Below are 18,169 nucleotides of genomic sequence, written 5' to 3'. Positions count from 1 at the left end.
TCGAACCCTGATTCCAGGGTAAAGACTAGGTCATCGCCGCTATCTCACAAAGGCAGACAGTTCCTTTCCTGTTCGTTTCGTAGAATATTGTTTGAGACGCTGGTTGGAACTCTGCAACGGTTTTCCCCCGCAGCACGTCAGCATCACACGGCAGCCCGTTTTTCAGCCGGAATCCAGCATCACACCGCGTTGCTGCATCCGGCGCCATGCGGCGGGCGTTTCGCCGGCAACCTGCCGAAAGGTTTTGGTGAGGTGCGCTTGATCCGAAAAACCCAGCTGCGCGGCAATCGCCGCAACGCTGAGATCGCTTTGGCTCAACAGGCTCTGCGCAACACCGATGCGCTTTCCCAATTGCCATTGAAGCGGTGTCTTGCCGGTCGTCTGTTTGAACACATTGGCAAACCAGCTTTCCGATAATCCGACCGTTTCAGCCATCTCACCGATCGTCATGCGATAATCGGCCCGCTGGTTGACGACCGCAATGAGCCTGTTCATCTGCGCCTGCGTCAGCCGTGCATTGGTGTGTTCGACCTCGTCTTCGGTGAGATCGAGCAGACCCGTGACGATGCTGCCGACGAGGCTTTCGGCATAGATGGAGTGTTTGGAAGGGCTCGAGACTTCACTCACCAACAGACCCGCAATCGCCTCGATCGCGCCCGCATCCTGTATCTCCACAGGCCGCTGCAAGGCCGATTTCGCCACCGATTGTCCCACCGAGGGCGCAAGATACCGCATCATCTTGTCTTTGTGCAGGTGGATGTCGAGGTGGGAGAAGCGATGGAAGGCGTTGAACGTGGTCCATAGAGGCACGCCAGCGGGAACGTATATCGCCCGTTTCATCGGGCGATAGCGTTCGGTAGCGCCGGTTTCCCGGTTCGTCATGTGAATATGCGACGAGACATCATTGAAGAAGATAACGATGCGCGGATCCGGCGAAAGATAATAGCCGGATGCCCCGGCCATACCCTCCGCATCCCAGAACACTCCCACCAGCCCGTCAAGCGCGCGCCATTTGGCAGGCCCAACGGCGCGGATGCCCTCGGTAAACGATGTCATGGAGTGAAGATATGTCACCGAGAAAAGCCTGTTTCATTGGTTTGATGACAGCACCCGGTTTGCGCCTTGCGCATGCCGGATCATCGCTCACCACTGATGAATAGTTATTATGATTAACTTTATCAGGTTTTCTCGATGTGGCAAGTTTGTAGGCGCGACTAAACAAACCAACGAAGCCTGAGTGGCAACAGGGCAGACCCGATGGCGGCGGCATCCCCTTGCGTTTCGCTCAGCACAAGTTTTGCTTCCTTGGGTCCTACGCCGTAACGGTGGTCTCGCTGCGAGGGCAGATGCGCACGTTCGATCATCATCCTGCCAAGCACCCGCGGCAACTGTCCGCCGAAAACGATGGCCTGCGGATCGAGGATTGCGATCAGGCTTGCCACCAGGCGGTCCACCTGCGGCATTGTATTTGCAAGCCATTCCTCAACGCCGGGCCACTCTGGATCAAACTGGTGATAGAGCGTTTCGATCGATTGGATATCGATGCCATTATTTTGCAGCTTGGCGATCAGATATTGAAGTGCCGGTCGTTTGGGCGATTCATCGGGATTATATATGCCGCTAAAATCCCCGGCATTGCCGTGAAAGCCGTGAAACGGCTGGCCATCGAGAACAACTCCACCGCCAAAACCATAGTTGAAGGACAGATAGGCAAAGGTCTGGCACCATGAGCCGACGCCGCGCAGGCTTTCGCCGATTGCCCCAGTGGTGCCGTTGTTTTCCAGCCAGACCGGCAAGCCAAATCTCTCTTCGAGGATCGGCTTCAGGTCCATCAGCGACCAGTCGCGCAGGGGCTCCGGCGCATTGAAGGCGCGGTCTTCCGAGACGAAAAATCCTGACATGGAAAAACCGAGGCCCAGCAATTTGTCGCGCGCAATGGCGTGATCCGCCAGCAATCGTTCCAGGGCCATGGCCAGTGCGACAAGCGTCATCTCCCGATCACTCGGAAGTATCTTCAACTTTTCCTCGACGACGATGTTGCAGCAGAAATCGGCGATGCAAATCACTACGGAGTCGGTGTTGATGGAAATGCCGAGGGAATAGCTGGCCTCAGGCACCAGCTCGATGGTCGGGCTCGGCTGGCCACGCGTACCTTTGAAAGGCGCGCCGGTGCGCAGAAGCCCGCGTTCCAGCAGCCCGTCGATCAGCCGGTGCACGGACTGTTGCGTCAGGTTGGTGTAGCCGGTGATCGACGCCCTCGAGATCGGTCCATAACGCCTGACGATATCCAGGATCAGACGCTCGTTGCCGCTGGCAAGCGGATGGCGATCAAGTATCAGGCGTGGTTTGGGGTCGAGGGTCATGGCCTTGGATAGCGGCTGCACAGGGCCGCTGCAATAAGGCGAAGTGCGCCCAAGAGAATTCTTCACAGGACTGTCATAAATATTACACCTAAAGTGTATTAATAGGCAACCAGTGACCACGGACCTCCAGGAGGAGCCATCAATGCCTATGAAATATCTTGCGATCGCCGTGCTTGCACTGGCGACGACAGCAGCGCCTTGTCTGGCCGCTGACACCAATATGAAGAACCTCGACTTCGATCTGTCGAAGGTCACACGCGAAAATTTCTATGACATCGTCGTTCCCGCTGCCAAAGCCGAGGGCTCGGTGACGATGTATAATTTCGCCGGCAGTTTTGCCGATACCTGGAAGGAACTGATCACCAGCTTCGAGGCCAAATATGGCATCAAGGTCTCCTATAGCGACGTAAACGGCGATCAGGCGAACCAGCAGCTGATTGCCGTGCATGCAGCGGGCCAGGATTCGCCGGTGGATGCGTATTTCGCCGGCGGCGGTGAGTACCCGCTTCTGTCTTCCAAAGGTGTCGTGGGCAAGATTGCATTGACGGACATCCTGCCCAACATGGCCAATTACGATCCGGTTCTGGCAAAAAACCTGTTCGGCAAGGACCATGGCGGCACCTATCCGCTGGTGCACATGAACCAGACGGCGATCGGTTATGACTCGGCTTTCGTGAAGCCCGAAGATCTGCCGAAAAGCTTCGAAGAGTTGCTCACTTGGGCGGAAAAGAACCCAAAGCGTCTCGGCGTCACTCTTCCGGCAAAAGGCGGTTCCGGCAGCGGTTTCATCTATTCGGTCGCGCTCAACTATCTGACCGGCGACTGCCGCACGCAGCTGACGGATTACAGCAAGACGCTGCAGGAGGCCGAAGACTGGGCGATGACGTCCGAATGCCTGAACCCGGTTTGGGACTACTATAAGCGCTTGCTGCCCGTTGCCGAATTGACCAACGGCAATGCCGATACGCTGAACCTCATCAACAACCAGCAGCTCTATATCGGCACGGTCTGGGAAGATCAGGTCATGACGTTCCTGGGCAACAAGCAACTGCCCGAAAGCTTCCGGCTGACGCTGCTGGAAAAGGGTCAAGTCGGCTCCGGTGATGCCATGTTCGTGCCTGCCAATGCCAAACACGTGGCCGCTGCCCTGCTTCTGATCGACATGGCAATGAGCAAGGAATTCCAGACATGGAAGCTGGAACACAAGGCCTCGCGGTCACCGCGTCTCGACGTCACCAACGACATGATGCCGAAGGATGCGCAGCTGCATGTCCTGCCCAAGGAGGTCTATCCGCGCCTTTCGGTTCCCGCCTTCTGGGACATGGCCAAGGCGCTGGGCGAAGCGCTGGATGAAAAGGTGCTCAACCAGTAGCGCTCAATCCCGCATGGGCCGGGCTTGGTTCCGGCCTGTCGCACTCGCCAAGGAAGATCGTCATGAGTGAACTCGACATCAACAACATCACCAAGGACTATGGCGCAAGCCGTGCGCTCCACCCCGTGTCGATCAGCGTGGAGCGCGGCGAATTCGTCACGATCCTCGGCCCCTCCGGCTGCGGAAAATCGACGCTTCTGCGTATCCTGATGGGGATCAGCGAACCATCCAGCGGTGAAATCTGGCTGGGTGGCAAACGCATCGATCAGGCGCCGCCCGAAGCGCGCGATATCGCCATGGTCTTCCAGTCCTACGCGCTTTTTCCGCATATGTCGGTCGCGAAAAATCTTGGATTTGGTCTGCGCATGAAGAACGTGCCCAAGGACGAGCGTATCCGCCGCATCGCCCACGCGCTGGAAATTTGCAATTTAACGGCTCTCGTGGACCGCATGCCGCGCCAATTGTCTGGCGGTCAGCAGCAGCGCGTGGCACTGGCGCGCGCCATCGTCATGCAGCCCAGCCTGCTGCTGTTCGACGAGCCCCTATCGAACCTCGACGCCAAGCTGCGTGATACATTGCGCCACGAGCTGACGGAACTGCACAAAAGGATAGGCGCCACCAGCATTTACGTCACGCACGATCAGGCCGAAGCCATGGCGATGTCGGATCGGATCGTCGTGATGAATGCGGGTCGTGTTGTGGAGATCGGTACACCGCTCGAGCTTTACCGTGCGCCCAAACACGCCTTCACGGCCGGTTTTCTGGGACAGACCAACCTGCTCCCGGTTAAGACGGATGGCACCGAGGAGGCGTGCTTGCCCTGGGGTCAGCTTGTCACGCTGGACGGACGGGCCGCAGGCCCGGCACAAATTTCCGTGCGACCGGAAAACATCGTCATCGCTGCCGACGCCAAGGGTGCGGGCACGGTGTCTGCCGTTTCGTTCATGGGGCCGAATGCGCTCTACACCGTCGAGATCGGCAAGGAACAGATACGCATCAACCAGTCCGGTGCCGTATGCCTGATCAATGTCGGAAGCCGCGTTTCGGTGCAATTTCCGGGTCTGGTCCATCTTCTCGATGACCAACCGGTGAAGGAGGCTGCATGATGCGCGGCCTTCTTCGCGACCGGCGCGTTCAGCTGCTTGTCTTGCTGGCACCCGGTGTCGGTTATCTCCTCGTTTTTTTCGGCAGCCCGCTTCTGTCGGCGTTGATCGGCAGCTTCCGCCTTGAGGATGGTAGTTTCACCCTGTCTCTTTACGAGCGGATTTTCACCCGTCCTTCGATGATCCGCGGCCTGACGACTTCGATCTACTACGGGGTGATGCCGGTCATCGTCTCGCTTGCGGTTTCAGTGCCGCTCGCGCTTCTGATCCGCAAAAGCTTCTTTGGTCGAAAGCTGTTCAGCGGACTTTACAAGCTGCCGATGGCGGTGCCGGGCATCATTGTCGGCCTGATGGTCATCGTTGTTTTCGAACGCGGTGGATTTATGGACCGCCTCTTTGCGCCGCTGGGGATTGCGTTACCGAAGCTGGTGCGGGACGACTGGGGCATCGGCGTTATCATCGCCAGCGTCTGGAAGCAGATCCCGTTCATGACGCTGATCATCACCAGCGCGTTTGCCGCCATTCCCGAAGATATCCGCTATGCGTCCCGCACGCTTGGCGCATCGCGGCTGAAGACCTTTCTGTTCGTGGAGGTGCCGCTGGCCATGCCCGGTATCACCGCCGCTATTCTTCTCACCTTCATCGGTTCCATGGGCTCTTATGCCATTCCGGATATTGTCGGCCCACCGACGGCCCGTCCACTGTCCGTTCTCATGGTGCAGGAGTTCAAACAGGGTCGGTTCAATCAGGTCTACGCGATCGGCATGGTGTTGAGCACCTTCGCCATTCTGGTCCTCATTGCCTATTACACGCTGACATCCCGCATGGGTGTTGGCCAGAACCGGGGAGACACATAAATGGCCGCCGTCATCACCGAAACCCATGGTCTTCCCCGTCGCCGCACCTTCCACCCGCAAGACCGGATTTTCGTTTCGATTGGGCTCTACACGGCGCTGGGCCTTGCCATTCTGGTACCGCTTGCGCTGATGTTCCTGTGGAGCGTGGCCGATGGTTGGGCTCCGCCGCTGGTGGTGCCAAAGGATTATACGACAGCGCGTTGGGCCAGCATTCTGGGAGATAGCGGTCTTATACGCGCTGCCTTCAACAGCATTGTCATCGCCTTTGTGGTAACCTTTGCAACGGCTGCGATTGCCCTGCCCACAGCCTGGGCCATGGCTCGGTTTCCATTCCGGCTGAAGCGGGTGGTGGAAATCTTCATCCTGGCGCCAATCATCATTCCGGGCATTGTGGTTGCCGTGGGCATCGGGCAGGTGTTCATGGTCATGGGTCTTGCCTATTCGGTTCCCGGCGTCATCCTCGTTCAGATCGTCGGCACCTTGCCGTTGATGATCCGGTTGATGACGGCGGCGCTGGAAACCATTCCCGATGACCTCATCCATGCTGCGCGTTCGCTGGGTGCGGGCACGTTCGGCATCGTCTTCCACATCATCCTTCCGCTTGCCGTGCCGGGCCTGCTGGCGGGCGGCCTGATGTCGTTCATCGGCAGCTTCGAGGAATTCGACAAGTCCTTCATCGTCGGCGCGCCCGTCGTCGAGACCTTGCCGATCAAGCTCTACATGTTCCTCGACCCGTATTCGATGCAGCTGCCGCTGGCCTCCATCGTCTCCTTCATCCTGCTTCTCCCCGCCCTTGTCGTCTTCATCATCGCCGGTCGCATTCTGCGCGACGACCTGATGGCAGCCGGAATGGGCAAACTCTGAACAATCCTTGCGTCAATCTCCCAAACGAAACATCCGAAAGTCAAAACCATGTCTCAAACACGCGCCGCCTCTTTTCTAGCCAGCAACGTCTGTGATGTCCGGGCTCTATCCTCGCGAAGCAACCCCGCCATCCTGACGATCGCCCATCGCGGCTGCTGGAAAACCACGGCGGAAAACTCGCTGGCGTCGGTGCGAGCGGCCGTCGCCGCTGGTGTTGAGATGATCGAGATCGATACGCAATCCACGGCGGATGGCAGACTTGTCGTCATTCACGACGAGACGCTCGACCGCACGACGACGGGAACGGGAACGGTCAGTGCCTTGCCGTTCGATATCGTGAGGGCTGCGAAGCTGCGGGCAGGGGCTGGCGGCAAGGATGCAGCCATCACCGACGAGTGCGTGCCGACACTGGAAGAGTTGCTGGAAGAAATCCGCGGCAAGATCACCGTCAACATCGACACCAAATTCACGCGCGATCTGCCGCAGGTGATGGAGACGGTGCTGAAGCTCGGCATTCAGGATCAGGTGCTGGTGAAAACCGATATCGATCCGCAAGCTGCGCATTTCGATATTCTCGACGCCGACTGGTTCGGCAAGATACCGCATATGCCGATGTTCGACGTGCGACCCGGCCACTTCGTTGACGATCTGCGCAAGATCGAGGCGCTGCATGCACCGATGATCGAGGTGAAATTCTCCGACATCGCCGATCTCGCCGCTGGCCGCGAAGAACTGGAGCGTCAGAATATCCGCCTCTGGATTAACACGCTCGACGTCTCCTATTGCCTCGACTTCAACGATACACGAGCGCTTGGCGACCCCGATTCTGTATGGGCACCACTTGTGCAGGCAGGCGTGGGTGCCATCCAGACCGACGAGGTGGATGCGTTTAAACACTGGCTGCACATCAGCGGCCATCATGGTGCCAAGTGATGGACGCGATGAACACGCGCCTCGAACGCGCCGTCACCGTCATCGAGGAGGCGGTGGAACTCGCTCTGCACTTTTTCGAAGCGCGCAGCACCATTGCGACAAGGACGAAGGGCTTTCAGGATTTCGTGTCTGAAGCGGACACCAGCGTCGAAAGGCTCGTGCGGGACAGGCTGGGCGCGGCGTTTCCGGGAGAAACCGTGCTGGGCGAGGAAATGGGCGGCGTTGCTGACGATGCCTACTGGATCATCGATCCCATCGACGGCACGGCAAACTTCCTGCGCGGCTCGCCGCTCTGGGGCATTTCGCTTGGCTTCGTGCGCAACGGTCGGCCGGAACTCGGCGTGGTCGCGGTTCCGGTTTTCCGCGATATCTACGCAGCCGCCGACGGAACCGGGTTGTTGCTGAACGGCAAGCCGCTTGCCCGGCACGTGCCGTTTGAGGATGTGCAGGTCATGTCGCTCGGAGACAGCGCAGCCTTCGATGCCGAGGAAGTGGCGACTCTCAATGTCGGGCTAAGACATGCGGGCTGGGTCGTCGAATCCATCCGCTCTACATCGATTGGCCTGGCTTTTGCGGCACGTGGCATTTTCGATGGGCATTTGCAGAAACTGACGACCATGTGGGACATCGCCGGCGGCGTCGTGCTGGCGAGGGAGGCCGGCCTTGATGTGCGCATCGGAACACGCGCCGATAGTGACATTCCTTGGGTCGCCGCTGCAACGCCATCTCTCATGAGCGCGACAGAAGCATTGTGGCCGGAAATCAAAAACGGTCGCTCAACGGCTGCAGCGGCTGAATAAAGCTGTTTGGTTCGCATCGCTGCCGCGTCAATGACGGCGGCGAGCGTTTCCAAGGCTTCACGCCGTTGGCGGTTGCGGCCATCTTCGCCATACTGGTATCAAGGTATCTTCATCGCAGCCTCTCGTCGCTGCTAGACTGGAGTGAAGCTTGGGCGATCATGGCGAAGAATACATGCACCTGCAGACGATGCTAACGCACCAGCGTGCCGCATTCGAACAGGAGCCATCGCCGTCATTGGCCGTTCGGCGCGACAGGCTCGAGCGGATCGGTCGTTTGCTTGGGGACCATCGCGACAAATTATGTGCGGTTGTTTCCAAGGATTTCGGACATCGTTCTCCACACGAAACGACCATGCTCGAGATCGTGCCGCTCATGGCCGCCCTGCGTCATACCCGCTCCCATCTACCGGGATGGATGAAACCAGAGCGGCGTGGGCGCTCGATCGAATTTCTGCCAATGAAAAACTGGGTACAGTACCAGCCACTGGGCGTCGTCGGCATCATGGCGCCCTGGAACTATCCGCTGCTTCTGGCGCTTGGGCCACTGATCGATATTCTGGCGGCAGGAAATCGCGCGATGATCAAGCCATCCGAGCTTGTTCCAGAAACGTCTGCATTGCTGGCAAAGCTCATCCCTGACTATTTCAAGCCCGACGAGGTGACGGTGGCAGTGGGTGGCGTTGAGGTGGCAGCCGCATTTTCCGCACTGCCGTTCGATCATCTGCTGTTTACCGGATCGACCGGCATTGGAAAGAAGGTGATGGCCGCCGCCGCTGCCAATTTGACGCCGCTGACCCTGGAACTGGGGGGCAAATCCCCGACGATCGTTGCGCCGGACTATCCGGTCGCCAGTGCTGCGAAGGACATTGCATTCGGCAAGTTGATGAATGCAGGCCAGACGTGCATCGCCCCAGACTATGTTCTTGTCCAAAGAGGCAAATTGGATGCTTTTGTCGAGGCATTCGGAACTCAGGCTCAACACTTTTACCCGGCAGCCACGGCATCGCAGCATTTCACCAGCCTTGTCGGCCCACATGCCCACGAACGCCTGACCAGGGGACTGGAGGAGTGCCGGGAGCGTGGCGTTAAGATCGTCACTGTAAATATAGAGCTGCCGACATCGGGTCTCAGCATCCAGCCGACCCTGCTGATCGACCCCCCTGCCGACTGCCTCTTGATGGAGGAGGAGATTTTCGGACCCATCCTTCCGATCGTGCCATATGATACGCTCAACGATGCCATCGCTTTCGTCCGCGCGCGTCCTCGTCCGCTGGCACTCTACATTTTCACCCACAGCGGGGATGAAGAGCGCGAGGTTCTGGAGAAAACAATCTCCGGCAATGTCACGATCAACGGGACGGTTTTGCACATCGCGCAAAACGATCTGCCCTTTGGTGGCGTGGGGCCAAGCGGGCTTGGCGCCTACCATGGACATGAGGGTTTCAAACGATTTTCCCACGCACGCGGAATTGCGAAAGTCAGGCTGTTCAACCCCGCACGCCTGGTAACGCCGCCCTATGGTGGTTTTACGAAATTGCTGGCGCGGTTTATGGGACGATGATGCCGGTTGGCAGGGGGAGGTGCTGATCCTGCCTAGGTGGCAACTGAGCGGACACTTCTGGCACTGGTGGGTGCCTTTTCATCACAGTAAGACCAAAAAGGTTGTCTCAACCCTTTGACTTTTCCAACATCTGAAAGGAGGTTGAAATGAATGTCGCGCGCGATTGGATGAAGAGCAGACCATGGTCATACAGACACCGACCTTAGAGATCGTAAAAGCCGAGGAAGATGCCCTCCAGCTGGATAGCTTCAACTATGATTTCGCCTGGAAACTGGGCAGCCACATCAGGGAAAACGCGGCGGCCCTCAAGCTTCCGGTCGCCATTGAAGTCAGGCACGGCGTGGATGTCGTTTTCGCGAGCCTGCTGCCGGGAGCGACAATCGACAATTTTGGTTGGACAAGCCGCAAATGCGCTGTCGTTCACCGCTTCCATCGCAGTTCGCTGCGCGTTCGGCTTCAAGCGGAAGCGGGCGACTATGATTTCAATGCCAAATTCGGCTTGCCATCGGCACAATTCGTCGCAAGCGGCGGCGGATTTCCGCTGACGTTGCGGGGCGGAACGCTCATTGGTTCCGTTGCCGTCAGTGGACTTCCCGATGTCGAGGATCATGCGTTGATCACCGCGTCCTTGAAGGAGCTGCTGTAACGCATCACGTCGAACGCTGTCGTCTCGATAGATACATCTCGACACCGGCCCGTGTCAGAAACGAGGCCAGTCCTATAATGATTGCGACCAGCCGGACGCGAAATTCGTCGGCTTCCACTTCGGCTTGCCTGGTCTCCAACAGATTGCGCTCGCTGACCGTAATCTCGCCGATGACGTCGCGAATGCGGTCCATCGTCGCCGTTGCCATATAGGTGCTCTCCTGCACCCGTGCGGCCTCCGCGCTGTCTTGATCGTGGAGCGTTATGGAGTGGCTGAGCTCTACGAGCTTTGTATCGATAAGTCCGTTGAGCGTCTGGACCCGAGCCACCTGACTGCCATTGTCGGATATCCTTTTCAAAAGATCGGCTTGGAGCGTGTGCAGCCGGCCCAGCGCTTTCTCATAGGGGGCAAGGTATCGCCGGTCGCTGCTGACCAGATAACCCCTTTGCCCCGTCTCTGCATCATCGAGAGCGATGAGCACATCCTTTGTCGTATCGATTGCTTCGTAGGTGTGCACAACCATGCCTTGATGGTCGCTGAGAAGCGTGTGGGTCCAGCTTGTGGCGAGCACCCCGGCTGCGATGACGATACCCACTGGGATCGAGCGTAGCAAAGTCGGCATTGTCAGATAATTCTGGCGAAGCGAGTTCCAGGACCAGCCGCTCGGTTGCTTCATGAGACGTTACCATCTTCCATTGCCCACTTCCCTATAACGCTGCCAACATCGCACGGAGTGAACGCTGCCAACATCGCACGGAGTGGATGACACTGCCAAGTGGACCGTAATCGCACACGAGCTGTGGCGGTTCCTTCGGCATCGGCGTTCGCTTTGAAAATATGAGAACCTATGCAGATCTGTGGTCAATTGGTGCGTTGCGAAACGTTTTGGAACCAAACAGACCCCTGCCGTGTTGTTGGGGCACAAAAGCTCAATATATTCAGGAGATTGTCGATGAGACGGGTTGCCGTGGGCGCTGGCGTGAGCGTAGTTCTGTGTCTTGTCACTGCCGCAGTGGCTCAGGACATCGAGGTGAGCAGCCTCGATATTCGCCGGACGACTGTTGAAACGGTCAAGGCCGCGAGCCCGGATGGTCGATACATTGTCGATGTCAGCGGAAAGCAGGTCAGACTTGTGGGACCGCGTTTTTTCCCCGATAATTCCAAGGAAGTCGAACTGTTTGGCCGCACCCAGGCGCTTGCCAGAGAAGATGCACGGGCTCAAGTGGCATCGAAGTGAAGATCATAATCGCGGTAAAGGGACATGACGCGTATGGCGAACTCCAAGGCGTCTGAAGCTGAAGCCAAAGCGAAATCAAACCTCATTCGGCAGGATGATGCCGATGCGGGCAAGGCCACATTTCCAGAACTGTTTTTCGATCTTGTTTTCGTTTTTGCTCTCATCCAGCTGTCTCACACGCTGGCAAAAGACTTCGGCTCTACCGCTCTTGCCGAGGCGGCCATCATCATCCTTTCGCTCTGGTGGCTATGGGTCCAGATCACCTGGCTGACGAATATGCTGAATACGGAAGCTGGCCCTGTGCGGCTGTTCCTGTTCGCGATGATGTTTACAGGGGTGTTGCTTGCCATTGCCCTACCCAAGGCATTTGACGATCAGGCGCTGATCTTCGCTGCAATCTACAGCATCATGCAGATCGGACGTTCGTTGTTTGCGCTCTATGTCTTTAAGGGCGTCGATCACGAAAACTCTCTCACCTTTTCGCGTATGGCTCTATGGCTTGCGGTATCCTGCGTTTTCTGGATTCTGGGCGGCCTATCCTCGACGCTGGAATGGCAGATCGCACTTTGGACCGTCGCCATCGGTATCGAATATCTCGGCCCCCTTGTGAAATATTATTTCCCAGGGTTGAAGACGGGCGAGGATGAGCGGCTGCATCTTTCGGGAGAGCATCTGGCAGAACGCTGCGCGCTGTTTGTGATCATTTGCCTAGGGGAAACAATTCTCACGACGGGCCGCACTGCCACCGACTACATGAATTCAAACCTCACCTTCGTGGTCTTTTGCTCGGCCTTTGCAAGCACGATCCTCATGTGGTGGATCTACTTTCATCATGGTCAGGAGAAAGCGTCTGAGAAGGCCGAGGATACGGCCGAGCCGGAAAAGATCGCCCAAAATCTCTTCAATTATGGCCATCTCCCCATCGTTGCGGGAATCATTTTGACAGCAGTCGGCGAAGACTTCAGCCTATCGCACAGCCATGACCAGTCGACATGGCGAGAGGCCTTGGCGATCGCGGGTGGGCCCATCCTGTTTCTGGCCGGAAACATCGGCGTGAAAGTGGCCGCATCCTACATCAGGCCCATATCGCATTTCGTCGGTATCGGTGTTCTGCTGGCCCTGCTCATCCTGCAAGGCATGCCACTCTACGCCCTTCAGATCGCGTCTGCGAGTGTTCTGGCCCTCGTCGCCATCTGGGAGTATGTCGCTCTCAAAAACCACGCGCCGAAGTCTGCGTGATTAACGCCATAGGTGGTCGGTTCTCTTGAAAGGAGACCGGACAGCGTGGACGTGCATGATATTTCAAAAAGAGATTTGGTGGAGCTAAGCGGGATCGAACCGCTGACCTCTTGCATGCCATGCAAGCGCTCTCCCAGCTGAGCTATAGCCCCATAAGGGTTCCGGCATTCTTGATCCGGTTCCGGGAACCGACGCGCTTGTCTGCGTTCGGTGGCGCTTGATACTTCCGCTTCCGGAAGATGGCAAGCTGAAAATTCCGCCCGACGACATTTTTTTGACGTCGGGCGGTAAATCGTTGAGATATCAGGTCTCGTCGTCGTCGCCATTTACGCCAATGATGTCAGAGACGTCATCGTCGTCTTCATCTTCGTCGGCTTCCAGGAACGTGTCGTCGTCATCATCCAGCTCGACATCGTCGTCGCCGTCGATGTCAGGAATGTCTTCGGCGTTCGCGTCGCCGTCTGCGTCTTCCAGAGGCACAAGCTCGACTTCCGTGTTTTCGGTATCGACTTCGGCAACCTCTTCCTCTTCGGCCTGCTGTTCCATCTTCTTGGCTGCCGTCGTTTCCTCGAAGAAGGAAAGCGGCCAGGACTTGCCGGAATAAGGAGAAACGATCGGGTCGCGATTCAGGTCGTAGAATTTCTTGCCGGTATCCGGGTCTGTACGCTTGGTTCCAAGGTCCGCTTTTGCCACTGTCTAAGCCTCAAATTTTGAGATGGGTTCGGTGTGTACGCCGTGTTTCCGGCAGTAGACGGTAAATTTCTAGCCGGTCCCATTAATCGTTGATGTCTTTCGTGTCAAAGATAAACTTCGCAAAGCGCATATACATCCGGGCCAGGAAGGCATTGAAGATGCATGCGGGTGCTTATAAGAACGATCCCGTTCTCCATGGTCTGCGAGTTATAGCGGGATATATTTATAATGACATTCACGATCGCCATAGACGGACCGGCCGCTGCCGGCAAGGGCACACTTTCCAGAAAGATTGCCGAGGTCTATGGTTTTCATCATCTCGATACGGGATTGACCTATCGCGCAACGGCAAAGGCGCTGCTCGATGCAGGATTGCCATTGGATGACGAGGCGGTTGCGCAAAAGACGGCGATCAAACTCGATCTGGCAGGACTGGATCGTCGTGAACTGGCGAAACACGAGATTGGCGAAGCAGCCTCCAAGGTCGCCGTGATGCCGGCGGTTCGCCGTGCCCTTGTCGAGGCACAGCGTGCTTTCGCACTCAAAGAGCCGGGAACGGTGCTGGATGGTCGCGACATCGGAACAGTGGTGTGCCCTGACGCCCCCGTCAAACTCTATGTGACGGCCTCGCCCGAGGTGCGCGCCCGTCGCCGCTTCGAGGAAATTTTGGGCGCCGGGGGAGACGCCGATTTCGAGACGGTCTTTGCGGATGTGAAAAAACGAGATGCGCGTGATATGGGCCGCAGCGACAGTCCTTTGAAACCAGCGGAAGACGCGCACTTGCTTGATACGTCTAAAATGGGTATAGAGGCGGCGTTTCAAGCGGCCAAGTCGATTATCGATGCTGCCTTGAAGAGATAATATGTGCGGGGAACCGGAATGTCTGGCCCCCGTTTAGACTGGAATATCCTAAAAGCATGCCCTGCGCCGGAAAGCCTCATGGAAAGAGGCGGGCATGGATTTTGGGAATGATCAACACAAACCCCCGGTGCTTTGTATCCCATCGTGGATACTCTCAGGAGATTGAATGTCAGTAGCTACACCCACGCGCGACGATTTCGCAGCCCTGCTGGAAGAGTCCTTTGCGTCCAATGACCTTGCCGAAGGCTATGTTGCCAAAGGTATCGTCACGGCGATCGAAAAGGACGTTGCGATCGTTGACGTCGGCCTCAAAGTTGAAGGCCGCATCGCGCTCAAGGAATTCGGTGCACGTTCGAAAGACGGCGGCCTGAAGGTCGGCGACGAAGTCGAAGTTTACGTTGAGCGTATTGAAAACGCTCTAGGCGAAGCCGTTCTGTCGCGCGAGAAGGCTCGCCGCGAAGAGAGCTGGGTCAAGCTCGAAGCCAAGTTCGAAGCTGGCGAACGCGTCGAAGGCGTTATCTTCAATCAGGTCAAGGGTGGCTTCACCGTCGATCTGGATGGCGCTGTTGCGTTCCTTCCACGTTCGCAGGTCGACATCCGTCCGATCCGCGACGTGACACCACTGATGCACAACCCGCAGCCGTTTGAAATCCTCAAGATGGACAAGCGTCGCGGCAACATCGTTGTATCGCGCCGTACGGTTCTCGAAGAGTCCCGCGCCGAGCAGCGTTCTGAAATCGTTCAGAACCTCGAAGAAGGCCAGGTTGTTGACGGCGTTGTCAAGAACATCACCGATTACGGTGCGTTCGTTGACCTCGGCGGCATCGACGGTCTGCTGCACGTCACGGATATGGCTTGGCGCCGCGTCAACCATCCTTCGGAAATTCTCAACATTGGCCAGTCGGTCAAGGTTCAGATCATCCGCATCAACCAGGAAACCCACCGCATCTCGCTCGGCATGAAGCAGCTCGAGTCCGATCCTTGGGATGGCATCTCTGCCAAGTATCCAGTTGGCAAGAAGATTTCCGGTACGGTCACGAACATCACAGACTACGGTGCATTCGTTGAGCTGGAGCCAGGCATCGAAGGCCTGATCCACATTTCCGAAATGTCCTGGACCAAGAAGAACGTACATCCCGGCAAGATCCTGTCCACAACACAGGACGTCGACGTTGTCGTTCTCGAAGTCGATCCTTCCAAGCGTCGTATTTCGCTGGGCCTCAAGCAGACGCTTGAAAACCCATGGCAGGCATTTGCGTTCAGCCATCCTGCCGGCACTGAAGTCGAAGGCGAAGTCAAGAACAAGACCGAATTCGGCCTGTTCATTGGTCTCGAAGGCGACGTCGACGGCATGGTTCACCTGTCCGACCTCGACTGGAACCGTCCAGGCGAGCAGGTCATCGAAGAATACAACAAGGGTGACACCGTAAAGGCTGTTGTTCTTGACGTAGACGTCGAAAAGGAACGCATCTCGCTCGGTATCAAGCAGCTCGGCAAGGACGCTGTCGGTGAAGCCGCAACGTCTGGCGAACTTCGCAAGAACGCCGTTGTATCCGCTGAAGTTATCGGCGTGAACGAAGGTGGCATCGAAGTGAAGCTCGTTGCCCATGAAGACATCACGTCCTTCATCCGCCGCAACGACCTGGCCCGCGATCGTGACGATCAGCGTCCAGAGCGTTTCTCGGTTGGCCAGGTTCTCGACGCCCGCGTCGTCAACTTCTCCAAGAAGGATCGTAAGGTCATGCTGTCGATCAAGGCTCTGGAAATCGCAGAAGAGAAGGAAGCTGTTGCTCAGTTCGGTTCGTCCGATAGCGGCGCTTCGCTCGGCGACATCCTTGGCGCGGCTCTCAAGGGTCGCACCGAGTAATCGTCCAGACGATTTGACATGAGAAACCCGCCGGAGCGATCCGGCGGGTTTTTTCGTTCTATGGTCGTATCAATCCTTCAGGACAGACTGCTCATTCGAAGATAATAGGATTCCGCGCCTCCGTTCGATCCGTCGTCATTGGCACCTTGCGACAGCGAATGATCGATGACTTCGTCATTATCGGCTGTGCGCTCTTCCTGACCAGAGCTCTGGTCCGATGGCTCCTGATCTCCGTCACTCTCGCTTGATTCCCCCTCGGACGATGGCCACCGCCCGCGCGGAGGGGCGTCGGATTCCGGCTCGTCTCCGGCTGCTGGATAATTGACGAAGGGAAGAGGGATACCTTCCTTGGCTACCATTGCCGCCATGACACCGTGCAATGCTGGCTGGTCCAGGACTGCGGCGTTGATATCCAACGCAGCGGCTGCTCTGTGCGCAGCGACCATCTCCGGGCGAAGAGAAGAGGTCAGGGTGCTATCTGCCTCTGCGGTATCAGAGTTACCAGGTGGGACTGCGGCATGCGGCGGCAGCAGCTTCATGGTGTCGTGGTCACTATCGATGGTCGCTGCCGTCAGCAGCGGTGTCGATGGTAGTAAAACATCGGCTTGAGCCGGAAGTTTCGCGGTGACGACGGTCAGAAGCAGCGTCTCCATTTCCTTGGCAGTCGCACCAGTGAAGGCATTAGTGATCGACGACAGGATCTCTCGGTTGACGATTTGTGGCGTCAGTGGCTGCTGCATCCGCGCGCTGTTCATGCTCTCATCTGGCTCAACGCCGATTTGTGGAACGAGGTTTGGGCTCGTCTGGTTTGGCGCAAGTAACGGTCTTGCGGTCTCAAGCAGGGCATTTTCCTGGACCGTCGCCGCTGCCGAAGGTACCGTTGCCGCCAGTAAACCTGCAAGTTGCTGCGGGGGTTTACTAGGCGCTGAACCGGATTCAGGCAGGGGAGGGGCCACCCTCGCTGACGAATTTGGGGTAGTCGGTAAAAAGGGCGCAGATAAATCGCTCGGCACTGTCGCGAACGAGACGGTTTGCTTCATGCTCGGTGACGTGATTTTCACATCGGTGCTCAGCAGCAGATCGGCTTCGCCAGCCGGTGCCAGCGTAGTAGCGACGATAGGCGAGGGTGGGTTTGCGTTCTTGATCTGGGGGATGACGATCCTGCTTTCCGGCACAATATCCTGAAGATATGGCGTGATCGTCGGCTTTGGCGTGCTTGCCGCAGCAGGGCTTGAGCGTGACAGTTCAAACATGACGGCCAGTCGCGCGGCTTCCGGTCCAGATGAGCTCTTCAGGATATTCGCCAGCATATCGACGCTTATGCCACGCAAGATGGTGCCCAATGCTTTTTCCAGCATGGCCTTCTGATCCGCAGGTATCGTCTGAAGACCTGCCACCAGACGGTTGACATAGGTTTCCGCCGACTCGCCATCCATGCGGGCGATGTTCATCAATTTGCCCAGGGTTTCCGCAAGCACGCTGACATTTTGGCTCAACCGCAGTTCGCCCGAGACAGCGCGTATGTTGGCGTCGGACGTGATGGGGGGGACGTCTGCAGGCTCTGCTGGTACGACAGCTGTGTTTTTGGCAGGTTGAGGAGCTTCCTGACGCGGAGCAGCTGTCGAAGAGGAAAGATCGACCGAGGACACGGCGCTGACGGGCGGCAGCATGGTGCGCTTCCTTCTTGGCGACAGGTGTCAGCCTTTGCCGGCACGTATCAGCGTGATGGTCGTGGGCTTGAACCGGACCTTGGCGACGTCGCAGGTGTTAGTC

17 protein-coding genes and 1 tRNA gene are annotated in these 18,169 nt (G+C 57.4%); 12 read left to right on the top strand and 6 right to left on the bottom strand.

The genetic code is table 11. From position 1 onward, the window contains the following. Window positions 1-162: 162 nt before the first annotated feature. Entirely contained in the window at window positions 163-1,074 is a 912-nt protein-coding gene (locus RRU01S_RS22515) for a helix-turn-helix domain-containing protein (protein WP_108722712.1), read from the bottom strand. Between the two features lie 140 nt (window positions 1,075-1,214). Next, entirely contained in the window at window positions 1,215-2,363 is a 1,149-nt protein-coding gene (locus tag RRU01S_RS22510) for an ROK family transcriptional regulator (protein WP_045232500.1), read from the bottom strand. A gap of 142 nt (window positions 2,364-2,505) precedes the next feature. Here RRU01S_RS22510 and RRU01S_RS22505 point away from each other — a divergent pair, with 142 nt between their 5' ends. The 8 genes from RRU01S_RS22505 (at window position 2,506) to RRU01S_RS22470 (ending at window position 10,499) form a co-directional block, all read left to right on the top strand. After that, a complete protein-coding gene (locus RRU01S_RS22505) occupies window positions 2,506-3,735 on the top strand; it encodes an extracellular solute-binding protein (RefSeq protein WP_045232469.1) in 1,230 nt (409 codons plus the stop codon). 62 nt (window positions 3,736-3,797) lie between these two features. Next, window positions 3,798-4,841, top strand: coding sequence for an ABC transporter ATP-binding protein (locus tag RRU01S_RS22500; RefSeq protein WP_045232468.1), 1,044 nt, complete (start codon window positions 3,798-3,800; stop codon window positions 4,839-4,841). Further along, on the top strand, window positions 4,841-5,695 hold the full coding sequence (locus tag RRU01S_RS22495) for an ABC transporter permease (protein WP_108722715.1): 855 nt from the start codon (window positions 4,841-4,843) through the stop codon (window positions 5,693-5,695). The genes RRU01S_RS22500 and RRU01S_RS22495 overlap by 1 nt, the downstream gene beginning before the upstream one ends. Continuing rightward, window positions 5,696-6,559 carry an ABC transporter permease gene (locus RRU01S_RS22490; RefSeq protein WP_045232466.1) on the top strand — a complete coding sequence of 288 codons (864 nt, stop codon included), beginning with the start codon at window positions 5,696-5,698 and terminating at the stop codon, window positions 6,557-6,559. Between the two features lie 48 nt (window positions 6,560-6,607). Further along, the gene (locus RRU01S_RS22485) at window positions 6,608-7,492 is read left to right on the top strand and encodes a glycerophosphodiester phosphodiesterase family protein (RefSeq protein ID WP_045232465.1); all 885 of its coding nucleotides are present in this window, start codon (window positions 6,608-6,610) and stop codon (window positions 7,490-7,492) included. After that, on the top strand, window positions 7,492-8,292 hold the full coding sequence (locus tag RRU01S_RS22480) for an inositol monophosphatase family protein (protein WP_174447698.1): 801 nt from the start codon (window positions 7,492-7,494) through the stop codon (window positions 8,290-8,292). The genes RRU01S_RS22485 and RRU01S_RS22480 overlap by 1 nt, the downstream gene beginning before the upstream one ends. A 148-nt stretch (window positions 8,293-8,440) precedes the next feature. After that, complete coding sequence (locus tag RRU01S_RS22475; protein WP_234936210.1) at window positions 8,441-9,853, top strand: coniferyl aldehyde dehydrogenase; 1,413 nt, start codon at window positions 8,441-8,443, stop codon at window positions 9,851-9,853. Between the two features lie 181 nt (window positions 9,854-10,034). Beyond that, window positions 10,035-10,499 carry a heme-degrading domain-containing protein gene (locus RRU01S_RS22470; protein WP_045232497.1) on the top strand — a complete coding sequence of 155 codons (465 nt, stop codon included), beginning with the start codon at window positions 10,035-10,037 and terminating at the stop codon, window positions 10,497-10,499. 4 nt (window positions 10,500-10,503) lie between these two features. On the opposite strand, the gene RRU01S_RS22465 is transcribed toward RRU01S_RS22470, so the two are convergent. Then, window positions 10,504-11,175, bottom strand: coding sequence for a CHASE3 domain-containing protein (locus RRU01S_RS22465; protein WP_045232464.1), 672 nt, complete (start codon window positions 11,173-11,175; stop codon window positions 10,504-10,506). 276 nt (window positions 11,176-11,451) lie between these two features. Between RRU01S_RS22465 and RRU01S_RS22460 the strand changes: the two genes are divergently transcribed. Then, window positions 11,452-11,736, top strand: coding sequence for a hypothetical protein (locus tag RRU01S_RS22460; protein WP_052816211.1), 285 nt, complete (start codon window positions 11,452-11,454; stop codon window positions 11,734-11,736). Between the two features lie 33 nt (window positions 11,737-11,769). Further along, window positions 11,770-12,975, top strand: a complete 1,206-nt coding sequence (locus RRU01S_RS22455; protein WP_045232495.1) for a low temperature requirement protein A — start codon at window positions 11,770-11,772, stop codon at window positions 12,973-12,975. Window positions 12,976-13,051: 76 nt separating this feature from the next. Here RRU01S_RS22455 and RRU01S_RS22450 read toward each other — a convergent pair. Further along, window positions 13,052-13,127, bottom strand: a tRNA-Ala gene (locus RRU01S_RS22450). A 151-nt stretch (window positions 13,128-13,278) separates the two neighbouring features. Continuing rightward, the gene (locus tag RRU01S_RS22445; protein ID WP_045232463.1) at window positions 13,279-13,668 is read right to left on the bottom strand and encodes a TIGR02300 family protein; all 390 of its coding nucleotides are present in this window, start codon (window positions 13,666-13,668) and stop codon (window positions 13,279-13,281) included. A gap of 228 nt (window positions 13,669-13,896) precedes the next feature. On the opposite strand from RRU01S_RS22445, the gene cmk reads away from it, so the two are divergent. Continuing rightward, the gene (gene cmk / locus RRU01S_RS22440) at window positions 13,897-14,529 is read left to right on the top strand and encodes a (d)CMP kinase (protein ID WP_045232462.1); all 633 of its coding nucleotides are present in this window, start codon (window positions 13,897-13,899) and stop codon (window positions 14,527-14,529) included. Between the two features lie 166 nt (window positions 14,530-14,695). Continuing rightward, the gene (gene rpsA / locus RRU01S_RS22435; protein ID WP_045232461.1) at window positions 14,696-16,396 is read left to right on the top strand and encodes a 30S ribosomal protein S1; all 1,701 of its coding nucleotides are present in this window, start codon (window positions 14,696-14,698) and stop codon (window positions 16,394-16,396) included. Window positions 16,397-16,473: 77 nt separating this feature from the next. Here the strand turns inward: rpsA and RRU01S_RS22430 are convergent, their stop codons facing one another. After that, entirely contained in the window at window positions 16,474-18,066 is a 1,593-nt protein-coding gene (locus tag RRU01S_RS22430) for a hypothetical protein (protein ID WP_045232460.1), read from the bottom strand. Between the last annotated feature and the right edge of the window lie 103 nt (window positions 18,067-18,169).

Origin of the sequence: Agrobacterium rubi TR3 = NBRC 13261 (assembly GCF_000739935.1) — a bacterium.
In the GTDB taxonomy this organism is placed as follows: domain Bacteria; phylum Pseudomonadota; class Alphaproteobacteria; order Rhizobiales; family Rhizobiaceae; genus Agrobacterium; species Agrobacterium rubi.
This window is presented reverse-complemented; position numbering and strand designations above follow the sequence as displayed.